At 37.0% G+C, this 20390-nt stretch carries 19 protein-coding genes; 9 read left to right on the top strand and 10 right to left on the bottom strand.

The window, feature by feature from the left end; translation table 11 throughout:
- The first annotated feature begins 355 nt into the window (after positions 1–355).
- The 3 genes from IRZ78_RS24950 (at position 356) to IRZ78_RS24940 (ending at position 5306) form a co-directional block, all read left to right on the top strand.
- Positions 356–1498 carry an FIST N-terminal domain-containing protein gene (locus IRZ78_RS24950; RefSeq protein WP_194620084.1) on the top strand — a complete coding sequence of 381 codons (1143 nt, stop codon included), beginning with the start codon at positions 356–358 and terminating at the stop codon, positions 1496–1498.
- 2 nt (positions 1499–1500) lie between these two features.
- A complete protein-coding gene (locus IRZ78_RS24945) occupies positions 1501–4161 on the top strand; it encodes a PAS domain S-box protein (protein ID WP_194620082.1) in 2661 nt (886 codons plus the stop codon).
- A gap of 92 nt (positions 4162–4253) precedes the next feature.
- The gene (locus tag IRZ78_RS24940) at positions 4254–5306 is read left to right on the top strand and encodes an alpha/beta hydrolase (protein WP_194620080.1); all 1053 of its coding nucleotides are present in this window, start codon (positions 4254–4256) and stop codon (positions 5304–5306) included.
- A 70-nt stretch (positions 5307–5376) separates the two neighbouring features.
- On the opposite strand, the gene IRZ78_RS24935 is transcribed toward IRZ78_RS24940, so the two are convergent.
- From IRZ78_RS24935 to IRZ78_RS24905, 7 genes are all read right to left on the bottom strand, one after another.
- Positions 5377–5856, bottom strand: coding sequence for a hypothetical protein (locus tag IRZ78_RS24935; RefSeq protein WP_194620078.1), 480 nt, complete (start codon positions 5854–5856; stop codon positions 5377–5379).
- 89 nt (positions 5857–5945) lie between these two features.
- Positions 5946–7130: a DUF3570 domain-containing protein gene (locus IRZ78_RS24930; RefSeq protein WP_194620076.1), complete on the bottom strand. Its 1185-nt coding sequence runs from the start codon at positions 7128–7130 to the stop codon at positions 5946–5948.
- Positions 7131–7148: 18 nt separating this feature from the next.
- Positions 7149–7382 carry a DUF4266 domain-containing protein gene (locus IRZ78_RS24925; protein ID WP_194620074.1) on the bottom strand — a complete coding sequence of 78 codons (234 nt, stop codon included), beginning with the start codon at positions 7380–7382 and terminating at the stop codon, positions 7149–7151.
- Positions 7379–8272: an FAD:protein FMN transferase gene (locus IRZ78_RS24920; RefSeq protein WP_194620072.1), complete on the bottom strand. Its 894-nt coding sequence runs from the start codon at positions 8270–8272 to the stop codon at positions 7379–7381. The genes IRZ78_RS24925 and IRZ78_RS24920 overlap by 4 nt, the downstream gene beginning before the upstream one ends.
- Before the next feature lie 40 nt (positions 8273–8312).
- Positions 8313–8747 carry a thioredoxin family protein gene (locus IRZ78_RS24915; RefSeq protein WP_194620070.1) on the bottom strand — a complete coding sequence of 145 codons (435 nt, stop codon included), beginning with the start codon at positions 8745–8747 and terminating at the stop codon, positions 8313–8315.
- A gap of 113 nt (positions 8748–8860) precedes the next feature.
- Complete coding sequence (locus IRZ78_RS24910) at positions 8861–9550, bottom strand: VIT family protein (RefSeq protein WP_194620069.1); 690 nt, start codon at positions 9548–9550, stop codon at positions 8861–8863.
- A gap of 9 nt (positions 9551–9559) precedes the next feature.
- Positions 9560–9955, bottom strand: a complete 396-nt coding sequence (locus tag IRZ78_RS24905; RefSeq protein WP_194620067.1) for a hypothetical protein — start codon at positions 9953–9955, stop codon at positions 9560–9562.
- Between the two features lie 187 nt (positions 9956–10142).
- On the opposite strand from IRZ78_RS24905, the gene IRZ78_RS24900 reads away from it, so the two are divergent.
- On the top strand, positions 10143–10580 hold the full coding sequence (locus IRZ78_RS24900; protein WP_194620065.1) for a hypothetical protein: 438 nt from the start codon (positions 10143–10145) through the stop codon (positions 10578–10580).
- A gap of 344 nt (positions 10581–10924) precedes the next feature.
- Here IRZ78_RS24900 and IRZ78_RS24895 read toward each other — a convergent pair whose 3' ends face one another.
- Positions 10925–11389: a hypothetical protein gene (locus IRZ78_RS24895; RefSeq protein ID WP_194620063.1), complete on the bottom strand. Its 465-nt coding sequence runs from the start codon at positions 11387–11389 to the stop codon at positions 10925–10927.
- A 529-nt stretch (positions 11390–11918) separates the two neighbouring features.
- Here IRZ78_RS24895 and IRZ78_RS24890 point away from each other — a divergent pair.
- The 3 genes from IRZ78_RS24890 to xseB all read left to right on the top strand — a co-directional run bounded on the left by IRZ78_RS24890 (position 11919) and on the right by xseB (position 13918).
- Positions 11919–12176 carry a hypothetical protein gene (locus tag IRZ78_RS24890; RefSeq protein WP_194620062.1) on the top strand — a complete coding sequence of 86 codons (258 nt, stop codon included), beginning with the start codon at positions 11919–11921 and terminating at the stop codon, positions 12174–12176.
- Positions 12177–12297: 121 nt separating this feature from the next.
- Positions 12298–13734, top strand: a complete 1437-nt coding sequence (gene xseA / locus IRZ78_RS24885; protein ID WP_194620060.1) for an exodeoxyribonuclease VII large subunit — start codon at positions 12298–12300, stop codon at positions 13732–13734.
- Positions 13712–13918 (top strand): exodeoxyribonuclease VII small subunit, encoded by a 207-nt coding sequence (gene xseB, locus IRZ78_RS24880; RefSeq protein WP_194620059.1) that lies wholly within the window; start codon positions 13712–13714, stop codon positions 13916–13918. The genes xseA and xseB overlap by 23 nt, the downstream gene beginning before the upstream one ends.
- An 855-nt stretch (positions 13919–14773) precedes the next feature.
- On the opposite strand, the gene IRZ78_RS24875 is transcribed toward xseB, so the two are convergent.
- A complete protein-coding gene (locus tag IRZ78_RS24875; RefSeq protein WP_194620058.1) occupies positions 14774–15103 on the bottom strand; it encodes a YegP family protein in 330 nt (109 codons plus the stop codon).
- A 326-nt stretch (positions 15104–15429) separates the two neighbouring features.
- Positions 15430–15969: an NAD(P)-binding domain-containing protein gene (locus IRZ78_RS24870; protein WP_194620057.1), complete on the bottom strand. Its 540-nt coding sequence runs from the start codon at positions 15967–15969 to the stop codon at positions 15430–15432.
- 967 nt (positions 15970–16936) lie between these two features.
- Between IRZ78_RS24870 and katG the strand changes: the two genes are divergently transcribed.
- Together katG and IRZ78_RS24860 are read left to right on the top strand one after the other, a co-directional pair.
- Positions 16937–19210: a catalase/peroxidase HPI gene (gene katG / locus IRZ78_RS24865; protein WP_194620056.1), complete on the top strand. Its 2274-nt coding sequence runs from the start codon at positions 16937–16939 to the stop codon at positions 19208–19210.
- 175 nt (positions 19211–19385) lie between these two features.
- Positions 19386–19988: a 2,3-bisphosphoglycerate-dependent phosphoglycerate mutase gene (locus IRZ78_RS24860; RefSeq protein WP_194620055.1), complete on the top strand. Its 603-nt coding sequence runs from the start codon at positions 19386–19388 to the stop codon at positions 19986–19988.
- Positions 19989–20390: the final 402 nt, after the last annotated feature.

The raw sequence follows: 20390 nt of genomic DNA, 5'->3' as shown, positions 1-20390 counted from the left end.
ACAATTTTAAATACCGATATAGTTAAGAATTCAGTAGTAGCACAAATGATTTGTTTTGATGTATTCAAACTTCCTAATTTTTTTAAAAAGTGCTATATGTCATGTAATGCATCTGTTTTGTAATACTTTGAAAAAAAGTAAAAATTTCTTTTCTATACAATAATTCTTTTTAAAATAAAATATGTAGGATTTTTTTTGTAGTTTGGTGTGGCTAAAAACCTAAAAGGTTACAGATGAAATATTTAAAAAAAATAACAATAATGAAGATGTACTAAAAACAGCAAAACAACTAGATATCGGAAAATCTACAATTTGTAATCCAATGCAATCCAGTCAAACTAAAAAAAAAATTTAGATGAAAACAGCTACAGTTTTATTTGAAAATAATTCTTTTATAAGAGAAGTGAATGATGATAATTTAGATTTCGTTGATTTGGACTTAGTATTGGGTTTTGGTGCAAGAGATTTGTTATCAGACCAGAAGATTTTCAATGAGCTAAAAAATAAATTTCCATCTTCAGAATTGGTTCTGTGTTCTTCAGCGGGAGAAATTTATCAAAATGAAGTTTTAGATAATACTATATCTCTCACGGCAATTAAATTTTCTTCAACGCAAATTAAAACTTGTGAAGTTGATATAGCAGATTTCCAAAACAGTTTCCTGGCAGGTTCTTCTTTAATTAAGAAATTTGATCAGGAACATTTAAAATTGGTACTGGTACTCTCAGACGGGGGAAAAGTAAATGGAAGTGAGTTAGTTAATGGAATGAACGCAGTAAAAAAAGAAGAAGTATTAATCGTTGGAGGGCTGGCAGGTGATGCGGCAAAATTTGAAAAAACACTCGTTGGATTAAATGAAACCCCACAACAGGGCAAAATTATCGCTATAGGTTTTTACGGTGCAAAACTATTGGTGTCTCACGGATCTTTAGGGGGATGGGAAAGCTTTGGATTGGAGCGGATTGTGACTAAGTCAGAAAGTAATGTTTTATATGAAATCGATGGGAAAAATGTACTGGATCTCTATAAAATTTATTTAGGAAAGTATGCAGAAGAATTACCGGGTTCGGCATTACTCTTTCCATTGTCAATCAAAATTGATGGAGTTGACGAGCCGGTTGTCAGAACTATTTTATCTATAGATGAATCCAATCAGACCATGACCTTTGCAGGTGATGTACCCAAAGGGAGTAAAGTACGCTTTATGAAAGCCAATTTTGACAGATTAATAGATGCGGCAAGTCAGGCTGCTGCTTGCTGTTTGGAGTTAAATAGTTTTAGTCCAAAATTAGCTCTTTTAATTAGCTGTGTTGGACGAAAGCTAATTCTGGGATCCAGAATTGATGAAGAGGTTGAGGCTGTTTCAGAGATTTTCGGAGACAAAACCACTATTTCAGGTTTTTACTCCTACGGAGAAATTTCGCCTTTGAAACCATATGGTGAGTGTATACTTCACAACCAGACTATGACCATTACCTGTATTAATGAAATAGACTAGTTATGGATCTTCATAAACTTTTACAGAGACAAATAAATAAAAATGTACCTGCCGAGCTTCAGGATAATGCATATTTTCAATCCTTTATAAAAACGGTTAATGATTCTTATTTATCTTTTGAAAGAGATAAGGATTTGATGGACCATTCTTTTAAGGAAAGCGAAAAGGAATACAACGATGTACATGAGAATTTAAAGAAAGAATATGAATTAAAACAACACTCTATTTTAAATCTTTATGAAAGTCTTACCCAGTTAGATCAGGGATACGGATCCATAAATGAAGAAGAAAAAAATGATCTTCTCTTTATTTCAAAATATATCAGTGAACAAATTACTAAAAGAAAGCAAACCGAGAAAAAGTTATTTGAAACCGTCCAGTTTTTAAAGACATTATTAGGCAATTTACAGTCAGGAATCTTAGTGGTAGATAATAATGATAGTATCTTATTTGTAAATCAGCATTTATGCGATATGCGCAATATTTCTGCTTCTCCCGATGAAATGATTGGCAAAAAAGCCAATGAATACATAAGTGATACCCAGGTATTGTTTAAAGATTCTAAAGTGTATAGAAAAAGAATTGAGGAAATTTTAATTGGCAAAGAAATCATTACAGGTGAAATACTTGAAACAATAGACAATCGTTTTTTTGAAAGGGATTACATTCCTATTTTCATCGAAAAGGAGTGTATTGGGCATCTTTGGAAGTCTACTGATGTAACCCAAAGAATTAAAAGTAAAAATTTACTCAAACAAAGTGAAGAGCGTAATCGTATTATTATGAATTCTTCACTAAATGCCATTGTTACTATTGATAATACCGGAAAAATAACTTTTTGGAACAATCAGGCGCAAACTATTTTTGGATGGAGAAAAGAAGAGGTTCTGGGTAAAACATTAAATGAAACTATAATTCCTAAGCGACATAAAAAAGGACATGAGCAAGGTCTTAAATATTATAGTAAAACAGGCAAAGGACCGGTTTTAAACAAACAAATAGAGCTGCCAGCAGTTAATAATATTGGACATGAATTTCCTATAGAGATTTCCATTATACCCCTGGAGCAAAATGGGGAGGTATTTTTTTGCTCTTTTATACAGGATATCTCAGAGCGAAAAAAAACAGAAACAAAACTAAAGTTTCAAGAAGAAAAATATCGCAATATTATTGCCAACATGAATTTAGGGCTTATTGAGGTTGACAACAATGAAATAATTCAATTCGCCAATCAAAGTTTTGCCGACATATCAGGATTTGAAATTGAGGAATTAATTGGTTTGAATCCTTCTAAAACATTTGTATTTGGAGAGAATATTGAAAAATTAAAATCTAAGAATAAATTACGGAAAAAAGGAGTATCGGATGTCTATCAAATTCCGGTAAAAAATAAAACAGGAGAGTTAAGATGGTGGGCCATTGGTGGTGCGCCCAATTATGACGATAAAGGTAAACTAGTGGGATCTATCGGGATTCACCTGGACATTACCGAGCAAAAACAAATGGAAATTGAGCTTGAGAATGAAAAACTCAAGGCAGAGCAAGCTTCCAGGGCAAAAGAAGCATTTTTGGCCAATATGAGTCATGAAATACGTACACCTCTTAATGGTATAATTGGTTTTTTAAGGGAACTAGAGCGACAAAACTTAACAGAGCTGCAAAAAAAATATGTGGAGAACAGTTCTCTAGCTTCAAGGCATTTATTGTCTATTATCAATAATATATTGGATATCTCTAAAATTGAGGCAGGAGAAATGTCACTTGAAGTGGAGGATTTTGTTTTTGATAATGTGATAGGCAATGTGATAAATGTCCTTGAGCCATTAGCAAAGAAAAAAGGATTAAAACTAATAAAACAGATTTCCAGAGATGTTCACGATGTCTTAAAAGGAGACATCTTAAGATTAGAGCAAATATTATTTAATCTGGTGGGCAACTCTTTGAAGTTTACCCATAAAGGTAAAATATTTTTAAAATGTGAAGTATTAAAAGATACCAAAGCCAGTCAGAGATTGCAAATTTCTGTTGTGGATACTGGAATAGGAATGCAACAAAGCTATGCTGAGAACATTTTTAATAAATTTTCTCAGGAGGATAAAGAAATTACACGAAAATTTGGCGGTACTGGCCTGGGTATGGCCATCACTAAGGAACTTATCCAGTTAATGAACGGGAAGATAAAGGTTCAAAGCCAGAAAGGCATTGGTACCACCATTAGTTTTATTATTGATTTGCAAAAAGGAAGCATCAATAATATTAAAAAAGTTCAAGAGGAAATTAATGTAGATATTTCAGGTATTAATGTTTTACTGGTAGAGGATAGTAGTATTAACAGGATGGTAGCCATTAATTCACTTCATTATTTTAATTGTGTTGTAACCGAGGCAGTCAACGGTATTCAAGCCATTGAAATTCTAAAACTTAAAAGCTTTGATATCATATTAATGGATGTACAAATGCCTGAAATGGATGGTATAGAAGCTACCATTAAAATCAGGGAAGAATTGAAATTACAAACCCCTATAATTGCCCTTACTGCCAGTGCTTTTAAAAGCGAATTTGATAAATGTAAAAATGCAGGTATGGATGATTATATTACAAAGCCTTTTGAAGAGTTTGATCTTATTGAAACCATTTCAAGGTATACCATAAAGAGGACATAAATGATGCTACAAAGAAAAAAAATGAGAAATTCTGTGATTAAACCATTTTAAAGAAAAGCAGTCTTATTAAAATAATCTTAAAATGCGTGAGAATGAAATCCCCAATTTTACTTTTAATCTCTTTTTTTCTATTATTATCCTGCTCAAAGCATGACCCAGATGAATCAAATCAAGATGCTGCTTCTATAGATGATGATTTGGCAGGACCTATTTCGAGACCAAAAACCGGATATGGTTCGGATGGTAATTATCAAGTAGCAAAAATTAGTTTTCCAAGCCCTTTATATAGTGGGAAAAATGTTGAAATTTTTTACCCAAAAGGAATAATTTCACCAAAACCTGTTATTTTTTATTCGCATCCTTACGCAGGTGAACAAAGCGAGTATAATATAGGATTGTATGAGTTTATTGCAAAGAAAGGATATGTAGTGGTATTTGCACCTTACCCAACCACAGGGGTTACAGTAGAAGAAAGATACGATACCCTATGGCAAAGTTTTAAAAAAGCAGTGAGAGATTATCCTGGAATAATTGATACAAAAAAAGTAGGTTTCATGGGGCATTCATTTGGCGCAGGAGCTTGTTTTGCTTTAGCGCACAAGGGCTTTCTAGATGAAGGCTGGGGAGAGAACGGACGTTTTATCTTTGCAATGGCGCAATGGTATTCATATGAAATTACACAGGCAGAATTGCAGCGTTTTCCAGAGAATACAAAACTGATCACCCAAGTCTATAACGATGATACAACCAATGATCATAGGCTGGCAATTGATATTTTTAAAAATATAAATATTCCAGATACTGAAAAAGATTTTATTTTAATAAAAAAATCAGTTTTACCTGCATTTACTTACACGGCAGAGCATAATCTTCCCAATACGCAAAGCTCCTATGATGCATATGATTACTATGGGATTTACAGATTACTTGATGCATTGATTGATTATAGTTTTAATGGAAATGCAGCGGCCAAAAATGTAGCACTTGGAAATGGATCTAAAGAGCAGGTAACCATGCCAAGTTATAACGGGCAGGCGTTATCGCCCCTGGAAGTAACCGATAATCCTTCTGCCTTATATCCACAGAGTAAATATTCTTTTCAGTGTGGTGCATTAAATAATCCCAGAATTGCAAATTGTAATTAAAGCTTTGGATATCCAATGGATATTTAAGTGTAACATAAAAAAAGAGGCTCAAGTAAGAGCCTCTTTTGAATTAATGTTTCCCATTTCCTTTTCCTTTACCATGTCCATTATGGTTTCCATTATCGTGGTGGGGATTGTCTTTGCCTTGTTTGTTATTTCCTCTACCAGGCTTTTGACCAATTGTTTTTTGAGGCTTACCTTTATAACCTTTTGCGTATTTTACTCTATGGGTTTTAAAATTGTCATAAGGTCTCTCTCCTCTGTAATCGGTTAAGACTACTTTGTAGTGGCTGTAAAGATCATAGTTTCTGTAAGCAGAAGGCAGTGATCTGGTTCTGACCCATCTTCCGTTATTCAAATAAACATAGTTTGATGTATTTACATCATAATAAGTTTCCAGGTCAGGCAGGTAATAATATCGAACATCTGTATAACCAACCGGTCCCCATGACGGTGGCGTACCTATGTTAACATTGACAGATACCTGAGCTTGAGAGTAACTAAAAGAGAGAAACAGAACTCCGATCAAAAAATATTTTAAAGTTTTCATAATTTCATTTTTTTAATTCATAACTGTTTTTATAATAAAACAAGAAACGTGCCTAAATTTTTAAACACGAATAACTCGTTGATTTTGTGTTATTTGTATTTGATGTTAATGCTGATAATATCCGAGGTCATATTGGTTGTTCTGGTATAATGACCGTAACGAATCTCTAGAGTATTCCAGTGTTTCAGGCCAAATATTCCGTTAAGGGGCGTGAATTTCATTCCCATCCCAAAGAAACTGCTGTCAAACTTAGACAAATCATAATTACTGGTATAGTACTCATCGGCTGCTGTGTGTTCACCGTAAGGTTTAAAATACTTCGTGCCAGTTTGGGTATAATACCTGTAAAAGGGACTTATAGAAAATGTCTGAGTTAACTTCACAGGAATTTCAAGATCGGCGGTATGCGCTTTGAGACTCCAGTTATCAGTGTAATACCTGTAGTAAGCTCTAATGATCATATTATCCCCTAAAAAGTAGCTGGCTCTGATTCCCAGTGGAATTTTAAGTCTTGTATCGGGCATTTTCTCCTGATGTACAGATCCGTCTGTAAAATATACCCTGTGAAAGGGAAGACTCAGATAGCCATTTTGGCTAATGAGATCCCCTACAAGTAGTACTTGCAGATTTTTGTTTACTACCTGAGAATAGCTCAGAGTTCCGGCAAAAGTATTTCTATTAGCGCTATCATAACCTCCACTTCCCGGGGCACGAAGCTCAACGGGTTCAATTAATTTTAACTGATCGATAAAGGTTTGGAATTTAGCGGTAAATTCTCCGTTTCTGTCTTTGGTTTTTTGCGAGAAACTAATATTTCCTCCAAAAGACTGATAATCAAACTCTGTTGATGATGAAACTCCAATTCCAATAGTTCGTCCCTTGGCTTCGTTTTCTCTGATATAGGTCAAAGAAGGATAGAAACGATTATCGGAAGACGAAGCAGATGAGTTGGCGCTCAGGTCAATCATATCTGAAGATGCAGAGGTATAATGATCAATACCCGCTTCAATATCAAAGGTATGCTTGATTCCTGTCTCTGCGTACTTGACCAGTTTAACATCGATGGTATTGGCAATATCGGTTAAATGCTCAGAACCAATTCCGCCTGTAACGGCTGAGTTGTCTCCGTTTTGTTTGTAATAACTCGAGACCAAATTTACCTCTTCGAGTTTTAATTTTTTGCTTTTGTAAGCTGTGGAATCAGTAGGAACATTTTGCGCTCTTAGTTGAAACAATCCCAATAAAGCAAGTCCTGTTATGAATATTCTTTTCATTTTTGAATAGTATCAAAATTAGTTACAGCCACAGCCACCGCCGCTTTTTCCTGAATTGGCTCCGGAAGCTCCCTCTCGGTAGGATTGAAAACTGAGTTCTGTCTTTTCGATTTTCCTGTTGGAGAGCACCATTTCAGAATCGTTGATTTTTCCTTTCTGATATTCTTTTACCGAAGTACACGAGGTGAGTAGAATGCCTGTAAAAGCAATGCTACAAAATAATAGGAGCGCTTTTTGTTTTGGCTTTTTCATTTCAGGTTGATGTTTTTTGAAGTGTAAATTTTGTTGTTATCATCTATTATTATGCAATATAGATCTGGTATCTGATCTATTAAAAACAAGCCAGCCTTAATACCCATAACGGCAATTGGAGTAGCCATTGCATCTGCAAATTCTGCATTTGAAGCCATAATGGTCACGCTTTTTATTCCAGTTATCGGGAGTCCTGTTTTTGGGTCAATGGTATGGGAATACTTTTTTCCCTTGATGGTCACAAACTTTTCATAATTGCCTGAGGTTGCCACTGCTTTATTGGATATTTCCATATAGGAGAATGCTGCATTTGGAGCATCGGGATTGGCCACGCCAATGGTCCATTTTTTGCCATCAGGTTGTAATCCCCAGGCAGAGAGATCTCCGCTGGCATTGATAATACCGCTCTGAACATTATGTTTTATTAGGACTTGTTTGGCCATCTCAGCGGCATAACCTTTTCCGATTCCGCCAAAACCAATCCGCATTCCTTTTTCTTTTAAAAATACGCTTGTGTTTTCTTTATCTAAAATGATATTGTGGTAATTGATAAGGTGTACCATTTTCAGCGCCGTTTCGGGATCAGGTAATTGGGTCATTGATTTGTCAAAATTCCAAAGGCTTTTATCGATGCTGCCGTATGAAATATCAAAAGCGCCTTGTGTAATTCTGGAAATTCCAATACATCTTTCAATAAGATTAAAAACCTCGGGGTCTACTTTAACAGGTGCAATTCCTGCATTCTGGTTAATGAGATTGGTCTGGCTGTCTGCTTTATAAGTGGTCAGCAGTTTTTCAATGCGTCTGATCTCCTCAATGGCAAGATGAATATTCTCATTTGCTGTTTTCTGGTTTTCAGCCACAACAGTAATGGTAAAGTTGTTGCCCATGAGTTTTAGGGACTCAGAGTACTTTTTATTTTTTAATATGTTATTTTCGGCTCTCACAGATCGCTTTTATCTCGGCAGTCCACTCATCGGGTGTAGTTTGAGGTTTTCCGTGCCAGGTTTTAAGAACTTTTCCATCGGCATCAAGAAGCAAGGTTAGAGGAAAACTACCCTCTTTGTTATAAATTTCGGCTAAATCCTCGTTTCGCTTTACCTGCTGGGGTGTTCCTATGTTTTTCTTTTTTCTTGGAAAATCAGCATTAACCAGTACCAGATTCTCATTGGCCATCTCTGTGAATGCCGGACTTTCAAGATAATCTCTACGCGTTACAATACAAGGCCCGCACCAGTCTGAACCCGAGAAGTTTAGCAGAATTAATTCGTGCTTTTCCTTTGCCACTTTTTTGGCAGTATTAAAGTCAGGTTCCCAATTGATGGGAAGCACTGTCATTAAAAGCAATATTGTAATTAGTTTCATTTCGAAGTGTTCTTTTTAGATACTTACGAAATAACGAATTGTTAGGGATCTTATTTTTTTTAATTGCTTAAGATTCGATTAATATTGGGATGCTATAAAATTCAGGACATATTTTAAGTAGTCTGAACACCAAAAAGATAACCAACTAGTGCTGAGGTTGCCATAGCAAAAGTGCCCCAGATGCAAATGCGCAATACTGCTTTTATTGTTTTTGATCCGCCTGCCTTTGCGGCTAATATTCCTGAGAATGCCAGAAAAAGTATTGAAAAGCCATATTGATAAAACACCATTTGTTTTAGAGGAGCAAAGATCGCCACCAAAAGAGGCAATAAACCTCCAATAATAAAGGAAATTGCCGATGCAAAAGCGGCAGTTAGAGGATTTGCCTGGGTAATTTCATTAATACCCAGTTCATCGCGCGCATGGGCTTCAAGAGCATCATGAGCGGTTAATTCGATGGCAACTTGTCGGGCCAGTTCTTTATTTAATCCTCTTTGAATATAAATATCGGTTAGTTCTTCGAGTTCTTCTCCCGGCAGGGTTTCAAGAGCGAATTTTTCTCTTTTTAAATCAGCAGTTTCAACATCAGACTGCGAACTTACCGATACATATTCACCCGCTGCCATAGAAAGTGCACCGGCCACCAAACCGGCCACTGCGGCCAGTACAACAGGCTCTCTTGTAACACTTGCCGCTGCTATGCCAATAACCAGACTGGTCGTGGATAAAATCCCATCATTGGCTCCTAGGACAGCAGCCCTGAGCCATCCGCTTCTGTTGATGTAATGGTTTTCAATGTGCATACTGCTATTTTATATTAGTTTAATCCAATTCGGATCTTCAGCGTTTTTTGGAACGCCTCCAAAATTTGTTCTGAGCAATTCCCTAATTTGAAATTGTGTTTTATTGCGGGTTGTGTTTTTCCAATCCTTAAAATCATAAATATGAATCTGCTCTGCATTTGGATTTACAGTAAAGTAGATTCGTGCTATTGATTCGTTGTATTTCTTGAACTGATCTAAAATATTTCGGCTCGCTACCACAATTAGTATGTTTTCCCAATTCAGGTAATCACTAGCGATATCATTTCTTTGATTTAATCCCAGCGATTCAAAAAAGGCTTTTATTTTTTGATCGTTTAATTGATCAATTTTTTTGTCTATATTTTTAAGAGTGTCCTCTAAGGCCTCTTTATCACTAAGATTCATTTTTATAGTTTATATTTCTAAATAAAATTACTCTAAAATACCTTGAGTTATAAAAGCAATGCCAGTAGAATGATTCTAAATGTAATAACGGATTATTTTTCAGTATTAAATTACAGTAAATTAGTAGTGGAAATATAAGATTTTAACTAACTTTTTAAGAAATAATGATTATCAATCAGACTCATTAATGTACACTCTAAATACACAACTGACTTATTTTAACTACGGTGTTAATTCTAAAAGATTAATTGTAAATCTTAAATGGTATAAACTTGAGATGTTTACTAATTTTAGCCTGCAGGGACTTTGTTTTACAGGGGCAGAGCTTGAAGAGTTTAAGGGATTCATAGATCAAAATACACTTAATTTTCCGGGTTCTTGTTTTGTTGAGCAAACAAACGCAAGTGGTGTTGATTTACTTGTAACTAATGATTTGACTCAAAGTGCATTTCCGTATTATCTTATTTTATCCAAAAATCCAAAATTAAACCAGGGAAATTCGATTTGTCAAGCAGAAAATATTATCCTGATGGATGAAAATTATAAATACACTATTGACTATCCATTGGATTTTGATGTGATTGGCAAAATCGAAATTTATAAAAGCGTGGAAGAAGGCAGATAGCAATAAAATAATTAAAGACTTTTAGGCCATTAAGGGCCTGGCAACCTGATTTGTTTATTGTTATAAAATATACTTTTGTGCCCAGATCCGTGCGCGTAGTTTTACCTGTTTTTGCAATTGTAGGGGATTGGCAGGTAGTTGGTGCTCTTTGGAGTGTCCTTTTATGTGTTTTACCTTACTTAAAAGTCTTATTGATTTGCTAATTTTAGCTTCACTTTTTCTCACTGATGACTTTGGCCACCCATAGTGCTCCCTGTGATTTTAATATCACATTGATCTTTTTTAGGCGGCCATAATCCTGCTGTGCTATCTGGTGTTTTTTCTAACCAAAGCCATTACCTATCTTATTGTCTTTTGGTAGCTGGTATGGAGGGTGTGGATTTTTGCGCGCCTTTTTCTCTGGTCAGGACTTTAGCAGTGGATGCAGTAGCAGAGGTATTAGTGGTCTGAAAAGTCTTCTGTATTTTACCTTTATTCTCTTTTGGATACCTGGCTAAGTGTGATTTGTGATCCCTGTAAGGTTCATTTCCATTGTAATCATTTATAATTACTTTGTACCCATTATAAAGATTGTAGTTTTTATATCGGGCAGGCAATGTTTTCTCGGCGAGCCATTTGCCATTTTTGGCGGAGATAAAATTACTCTTTTCAATATCATAGTAGGTATCGATATCGGGCAGATAGTAGTATCTGAAATAACTGCTGCTAATTGGTCCCCAGTCAGGACGGACAGCTGATTTTGTAACAGCATGTTTTTGCCCGTAAGAGATAATGCTTGTTAAGACAAAGCATAAAATTAATTTTCTCATAATTGTATTGTTTTAAGTGGTTTATAAGGCTAAATTATAGACAAATATTCAAGTGATGTATTCTATTATACCAATTGATCAATAGTCTCGACTAATAACTCTTTTATCCCGATTACGACAATTTTTTCCTATGTGCTACTCAATATGTATTTCTTGAAATTTAGTTATAATCTTTATAATGAGATAATAAACCCCAGGGCTGTTAAGTAGGAACAAAGTTCTTATCAAAGACACTATTTTACATGAAACAAAGTAAAGTCAAGAAAGTTTTTCTCTTTTAGCCCAAATGAATAAAATTTTTAATCTTTCGTGTTTTTATTGCAACGCCCTGTTATTACTATTTTGATTTTTATTAATTTAGGTGTCCAAATAATGACAAGCACCGAAATTCTCTTTTAAGGGAGTTTATCAGGGGTAAACTTCAGACAAAGTGAAGACAGGGCGCATGATTAGTGAAAGAAAAGAATATCTTTCTGTTTTAATTTTTAATAATAGTAGTTTACAGATTATACAACAAATACCCAATACCATGGATAAAACTATACAGCTTCGCGTGAGAAAACAAATAGACAATAGCCGTGAGCTTAAGGTATTAAAACTAAAAGGAACCTTAATCTCTAAAGGCTTTACCCAGATTATCCACATAGCCGATCAGGATGAGGATTTTTATCTTAATTCATTTTCAACCTCGCCGGATTGTAAAAAACAGGCCGAAGATTTTGTACTGGACTATATCTCCAGCCATGATCTTGGCGATACCATTTCGCTTCTTAGCCCCGTGAAGTAATTGCGGGGGAAATACTGCTGAGAATTATTTTTTAAAATACAACCAATTATAACTAATTATCGAATCCTATTTGCCTTTAGGATGCGCTCAATTAAAAAAACATTTTAGTTCGCTGCTTTTTATGGGACCCCAAAAACATATCAAACTCTCGGAGCTCAACAGCAAGATCAGCGATGCCCTAACCGACCGGTTTAAGGGGCAGACTTTTTGGGTGGTGGCCGATATTACCAATCACTCTTATAAGGCCCAGAAAAAAATCCATTACTTTGAGCTGGTAGAGAAAGGCACTACATCCAACAGCATTGTGGCTAAAATTATCGGCAAGGCCTGGGGGGCAGGATCGATGCATCTTTCTGATTTTGAAAAAAATACAGGACAGCGCTTCACCAATAACATCAATGTACTGGTGCTGGTCAGTGTGGACTATCATCCCTTGTTTGGCCTCTCGCTAAATGTCCTGGATATTGATACCAATTTTACCCTTGGCATCCTGGAGCAACAGCGCAATGCGACCCTTAAAAGGCTTGTGGATGAGAATGATTTTATTGAAAAAAAACAAGAGCAGTATATCACCACAAACAACCAGCTACAACTACGGCCGGTGATTCAAAGAGTAGCGGTGCTCTCGGGGAGCAACTCGGCCGGGCATGAGGATTTCAAGCATACCCTTGAGCATAATGATTTTGGCTATGTATTTCAAATTGATGATTATCCAACCATTGTCCAGGGAGATAATAATGCCAAGCTTTTCCTTGGTAGACTAATTGAAGTATACAATAGCGGGATTCCCTATGATGCCGTTGTAATTACAAGAGGTGGAGGGGCGCAATCGGATTTTCTGATCTTTGACAATTATAATATCGGTCGCGCTGTGGCTAAGTTTCCAATTCCGATAATCACTGGAATCGGGCACCAGAAAAATGTAAGTATAACTGATCTCATGGCCCATACCCATACCAAGACCCCCACTAAAGCCGCCGAGTTTATCATTGCCCATAACCGCAGTTTTGAGCAAAGTATTCTATTGCTTCAAAAAAATATTGTCATTAAATCCCAGCAGCTATTTCTCTTGAACTATCAAAATCTTTCAAGACTCAAGAGCACTATTTCCAATAGTGCCAGAGAGATGATCTCTGTCCATAAGGATGCCTTGGGGGCCATTAACCAAAACACCATTAACAGTTCCAAGTCAATACTGTACCAGAAGCATCGCCATTTGGTGAGTCTCTCTCATCAGATTGCAGGGAAGCCCAGGATTATTCTCTACAACAGGATCAATGATATTGAAAATACCATCAGTAATTTAAAAACATTCACCAATCAGTATCTTCGCAATCAAAGTAAATACCTGGGACATTACAGGGCGAGTATGCAGATGATCTCCCCTGAGAATATCCTTAAAAAAGGATATGCCATAGTGAGGGTCAATGAGAAGATCATCAGTAATGCCGATACAATAGAGGTAGGAGATACCATTGATGTGGTACTCTCCGATACAATTTTAAAAACCACCGTGAGGGAAAAAACAAAATACAATGGAAGAGAAACTCACTTATGAGGCGGCATATGCCGAGCTTGCAGCAATTGCAAAGGAAATAGAGAATGAAACCATTTCGGTTGACGCCCTGGCCACAAAGGTCAAGAGAGCTTCTGAGCTTATTGATTTTTGCCAGGGTAAACTCAAATCAACCGAAAGCGAAGTCAACAAAATTATCAGCCAGATGGAAAATCCATCAAGCTAACAATACTCCGGTGGATAATAATTGAGCTGTTTTATGCGTTATTTTATGATATACTCCGATATAAAATACAATATCGGGCTCTAAACCCGGTATTGGAATTATAAGCCTATAACCTATATAGATATGCCCATAGCAGATTGTTTTATGGGCATATTTTATTATCTATCTAATGCAGCATTATTCTTCTCAATGCCCCTTCAAAAAAAAACTTTTTAAATATTTTACTGTACGACTATTATTTTTTAGCTCAGGAAAAGACCTTTCCTTTATTTCTTTTACTCTTGTTGGGCTTTGGTAGTCTCTGAAAGATTGCGCTTTACGTGCTGATAAAAATCCTTAAGGTGCCACAGGGCCGGACACATCTCAGGGGGACCGTTAAAATTGCGTATTCCTATGTAGCAGCTTTCCAAAAAAAGCTTTGAATCGCTAATTTTGGCCCATGGTTTCCATTGCACCTGCTCAGGTGGTGGCGTGCTTTCAAAATAGCGTTTTATTTCTTCGTGACTCATGGGGCAAAAATAGGCAAAATCCCAACATTAGTCAAGGATTGGACCGCTTTAAGAGCGTGAAATTATACTGGTTTTTTATCTTTTTTCATTAGTCTGAATATAAGGGTATTATTGATAGAGGCATTGAAGTAATACCCTTTACTGAATCATAGCGTAAGATTTGATAGCAAACAAACTTTAAAGATTTAAATAGCGCTTGTCTCTTTTTTGCCCGTTGATCTTTTTTTAGTAGGTGAGTCCTTTTTTAAAAGGATACTTCTAAGATCAGCAATCTTAAATTATAAAGGCCAGTTCAAAGACAAGATTTTTTTGTTGTTTTTCATCAGTATTATTTAAAAGATAAATCTTAGCTCTGATCCTCTACAGGGGCAAATGGTGCAATTTTCCTCACCCTTGTGATCGCCTGTTCGCGAGAGAGGTTCGTGGCGTACTTTTTACTGATGGCTATGGCTTTTCCACTGGCTGATTTGAGATAAAAGTAGAGTTCCCAGTCCACTGTTGTTTTTTTCTGGAATTTCCCGGAGTCCTTTGCAAAGGTCCTTAATTTTTCGATGGTCCTCTTGCAGCTGATCTTGGTGAGATACTCATCACTGCTGAGCAAAATCTGCCCTGCTTTTGATCTGAGCTGAACCTGAAACTTTCCACACTGCTTTTTGGTAATTACAAATTTTTCCATGTCAATATGATTTGAGGTTATCAGTATTGGGTAGGTTGTCGTATAAAAAGAGGGAAGATAAATATACAAAAAAAATGAAGTATTTCAACGTGATAAAAAATGACGCAGATAGGCAAGATCCTTTGCAAAGTAAGTCAAAAGCAGAAGGTGAGAATAATTATTCATTCCCGCTAGATAATAGCAAGGCGGCGCACTGTTATTTCTAATCTTTTCCTGTTTTCTTTTTCATAAGTCTGGTTTTGCAGTAAGGGCTTCTGGGGTGAGTTTTGATCTATAAATTAAATTTGTCTGTGCGCGATAATTATAGGGGCCTTTCAAATCTTTTTTTAAGTGTTGAGTTTTTTTAAATCGGTGAGCTCAATTGGGGTAAAATTCAGGGTATCTAGATAAGTTTTGACATTCTTTTTTACTTTGTGATTCTCTGTGGTAAAAAAGATCTTGGTACGATCCTTACTTTGATATTTGGAGCCTGTCAGGCAGTGCAATGGATTGAAGAGCTTTACAATAAAGCAATCTGGCAGCAGGGAGGCAACAAGGTCACTTGATGAGGGACCTGAGGTGATATCGAGAATCTCATTGAGATTAAAAATAGGATTGTTGGTGTGCAGTATAATTTTTCCTTTCATATCGGGAAGGATTCTCAGCGCATTTTCAAGATCCTCCCGATTTAAAAATAATATGATAAGCTCTGCTTGGGCGGCCTTCTCCATAGGGACAAGTTTGACATCTTTGCCTATATGGCAAGTGAGCTCCTTTAAAACATTAGTGCCCCGGGGATTACTAATGAGCACCTCATATCCAAAGAGGGCAGAGCGGGTGGCTAGTTCCAAAGTAATGTTTCCAATTCCTATTATCCCTATTTTCATAACTTTAATTTTTTAATTCTTACAATGATAACAATGCTATAATTAGAGCCCTTAATAACTTAATAAGTATCAAGTAGTTCATAGGTAGGTACTTATGAAAAAGGAAAGTTTTTTACCTGAGGTCTAATTTAAAAAATTCTGATGATATTTCTTACCGTAAAAACACCTGTTTTTAAATCTGGACTCTCAAAGAGTTGTTGCTGGTAATTTTTTATTAGGACTCAACGGATTTTAATACATGGGGGAGCTATGGGAAATTTCACAGAATTATTTTAAATATTGTGTATTTCTTGCCTATGAGCTACTGATGAGCAAGAGGAATTTAAATAAGCAAAAATTGCTAAGACCGGTGCGTTTAAAAAAGAAGAAATAGAAAGACTTTTATAAGAAATATTGTCCTGCCTGGATCCTGATTGCTTTGTTTGAAGATGAGTGAATTTTTGGGTATTTAAAAAAAATCAAATACAAAAGGCACAGGAACGCGCATAAAAAAAATGTACCTCCAAGTCCTTTGTTTTAATATCAGCAACGAATCAAACATTTAGGGCAAGGAAGTATAAGATGTATATGTTAGAATCTTTACTTAAAGTTTTTTCTCATCGGCTCTAAGACATTTAAAAGATAAAGATATAAATTACTTTATGAAATTTAATGCTCTGATAGTTATGTAAATACACAAAGAATCGATTTTGATTTTCTTATAGAATTAAAGTCCCGCGTTACAAAATTAGGAGGAGTTACATGCTCACAACAGAGTCTACACTGTTAACTTTTAAATTATGAACATTGTTACTATCTTTATTATGCTATGATTTTAGTTGTTTTTATGAAGATAAAATATGGCTATAAAGATAAATAACTCCCTTGTGATAGATTTTATCTATAAAATAAGAATTATTTATGATTCATCTTGATACCATTCTGCTAATTTCCTTTGTAAATTAGTATCAAAATAAAATTGAAAACTATGGACAATAATTCTAACGACATCAGTAAGTGCCCATTTCATAATGGGAGCATGGATAATGAGGCGGCAAGCGGTACAAAAAATCGTGATTGGTGGCCCAAACAGCTAAAGGTAAATATGCTCAGACAAAACTCAGCATTGTCCAATCCTTTAAATAAGGACTTTGATTATGCGCAAGCTTTTAAAAGTCTTGATCTTGAAGCGGTAAAAAAAGATCTGCATGCCCTTATGACTGATTCCCAGGAATGGTGGCCGGCAGATTTTGGCCATTATGGAGGTCTTTTTATCCGTATGGCCTGGCATAGCGCGGGAACCTACCGCGTACATGACGGGCGTGGTGGCGCGGGCGCGGGTCAGCAGCGTTTTGCTCCCTTGAATAGCTGGCCTGATAATGTAAGTCTGGACAAGGCCCGAAGATTGCTCTGGCCCATAAAACAAAAATACGGACAGAAAATCTCCTGGGCAGATCTTATGATCCTCACAGGAAATATTGCCTTGGAATCTATGGGATTCAAAACCTTTGGTTTTGCAGGAGGACGCGCTGATGTCTGGGAGCCCGATGAATCAGTTTACTGGGGATCGGAAACTACATGGCTTGGCGGAGATGAGCGCTATAGCGACGGCTCTGATGGCGTACCCAAAGATCATGGGGTAGTATCCTCAGATGATAATGCCGATGGTCATATTCATAGCAGAAACCTGGAAAAACCATTGGCCGCTGTACAGATGGGACTCATCTATGTTAACCCTGAAGGCCCTGATGGCAATCCTGATCCTATTGCCGCTGCAAAAGATATTAGAGATACCTTTGGGCGTATGGCCATGAATGATGAGGAAACCGTAGCTTTGATAGCAGGTGGACACACCTTTGGAAAAACCCATGGAGCAGCTCCTTCTGATAATGTAGGCAAGGAACCCGAAGCGGCCGGTATCGAGCTGCAGGGATTAGGCTGGAAGAACAGTTTTGGTTCAGGAAAAGGCCCTGATGCCATCACAAGTGGACTGGAAGTTACCTGGACTACAACACCCACCCAGTGGAGTAATAATTTCTTTGAGAACTTATTTGGCTTTGAATGGGAACTCTCCAAAAGTCCGGCAGGCGCGCATCAGTGGGTAGCCAAAGATGCCCCGGCGATTATTCCCGATGCTTTTGATGGTTCAAAAAAACATCTCCCAACGATGCTTACCACTGATTTATCGTTACGATTTGATCCAGCCTATGAGAAAATATCACGCCGATTCTTAGAAAATCCCGATGAATTTGCAGATGCTTTTTCCCGCGCCTGGTTTAAACTGACCCATCGCGATATGGGACCACGCTCTCGCTATCTGGGAGGGGATGTTCCAGAAGAAGAACTCCTATGGCAGGATCCTATCCCGAGTCTCAACCATGAGCTAATAGACAAGGGGGATATCACACAGTTAAAAGAAAAAATACTCTCAACAGGTCTTAGCATCTCTGAGCTGGTGGGAACGGCATGGGCATCGGCCTCTACTTTTAGAGGATCCGATAAACGTGGTGGGGCCAATGGCGCTCGCATACGATTCGCTCCTCAAAGCAACTGGCAGGTTAATAATCCTGCAAAACTGGCAAAGGTTCTGGACAGGCTAGAGCATATTCAGGCAGAATTTAATGCCTTGCAAAACGGGGGCAAAAAAGTATCATTGGCTGATTTGATTGTCCTTGCCGGCTGCGCAGGGGTGGAGAAAGCAGCAAAAGATGCAGGACATTCAGTTGAGGTGCCTTTTTTCGCAGGACGAATGGACGCTTCTTTGGAACAGACAGATATAGAATCATTTGAATATCTTGAGCCCAAAGCCGATGGCTTTAGAAATTACAGAAAAACAAAATCACAAGTCTCCACAGAGGAACTCTTAATTGATAAGGTCAATTTATTAACCCTTACCGCCCCTGAGCTTACCGCGCTTTTAGGAGGACTTCGCGTTTTGGATATTAATACTGATGGAAGTAAAAATGGTGTCTTCACAAACCGTCCTGGCCAGCTGACCAATGACTTTTTTGTAAACCTTCTTGATATGAATACCCAGTGGCAGGCAGTCTCTGAAGACAAGGAGCTCTACACAGGAAACGATCGCAACAGCGGCCAGCCTAAATGGATGGCAACACGCGCAGATCTTGTTTTTGGTTCTAATTCGGAATTAAGAGCCATCGCTGAGGTATATGCAAGTAGTGATGCCAAGGAGAAATTTGTAAATGATTTTATCTCGGTATGGAACAAGGTAATGAATCTGGATCGATTTGATCTGGCTTGATTCTATTGACTCAGAATTTTTTCTGAGCTGAAAAGTCCTCTAAAAGACTTCAGCAAGAAAATCTAATTATAATTGAAATAAAAAAAAACTATAAGCCCGATTACAATCGGGCTTATATCATTAGTATCGCATCACAAGACTCTATTGGCTTTGATATGTTTTTAAATAAAGAAAAATGGCGCAGTTAATTTTCGTCCGACACGGGCAATCCCTTTATAATTTAGAGAACCGCTTTACAGGAATTCTTGATGTGGCCCTTACCGATAGTGGAAAAGCGCAGGCAAAGCTCGCCGGGGATAAACTCACTGGGTACACTTTCGATATTGCCTATACCTCGATGCTTAAAAGGGCGCAGGAGAGTCTGCAGATTATCCTTAGTGAGATGAAGCTGCATATTCCCATTGTAAAGGATAAGGCTTTCAATGAGCGAATGTACGGTACCCTGCAGGGACTCAATAAAGCAGAAACGGCGCAAAAATACGGCCTGGCTCAGGTGGAGATCTGGAGGAGAAGTTATGATGTGTGCCCTCCAGGAGGTGAAAGCCTTTTGGATACCTATAACCGGGTGGTTCCTTATTATAAAGCGCAAATAGAACCCGAGTTAAAAAAAGGGCAAAATGTATTGATAGTAGCCCATGGCAATAGCCTTAGATCCCTTAAGATGTATCTGGAGAATATTAGTCCTTTGGATATTGTAAATGTAAATATTGCAACGGGCATACCAAGGGTGTATACCTTTGATGCTGAGTTAAAAATTACTGATGTAAAAGATCTTTAGTCCTATCAGGTACTTTTATTAGGGGAAGTATTCGTCTAAAAAATGTTTTTAGCCTGAGTAAAGCCCATTAAATCCAGGAATACGCGTGGATATTATGCCCTGCACAGGCAAGCAGAATTGTTCTAGTAAAAAAACAATAGTCTATTGCACTGATTTTAAATCATAAGCATATTGGGTTTACAAGCAAAGTATGCTCAAGATTAAGGTTAAAATTGACAAGCCCGTTGAGCAATCTGCTTAATGGGCTTATTTATGATTTAGCAAAAGGGATTCCGATGAAAGAGAACTAAATTAAAAAGAGAAACCGGACTGGTAAATCCTAAGAGAAGATTAAAGAACAACAAATTGCTTAATAGATTAATTTCTATTAGGCATTTTTTATTTAATGGCTAAAACGAATTG

Origin of the sequence: Flavobacterium sp. CSZ (assembly GCF_015350725.1) — a bacterium.
In the GTDB taxonomy this organism is placed as follows: domain Bacteria; phylum Bacteroidota; class Bacteroidia; order Flavobacteriales; family Flavobacteriaceae; genus Flavobacterium.
The sequence above is the reverse complement of the archived record's forward strand: the minus strand, read 5'-3'. Positions and strand labels throughout refer to the sequence as shown.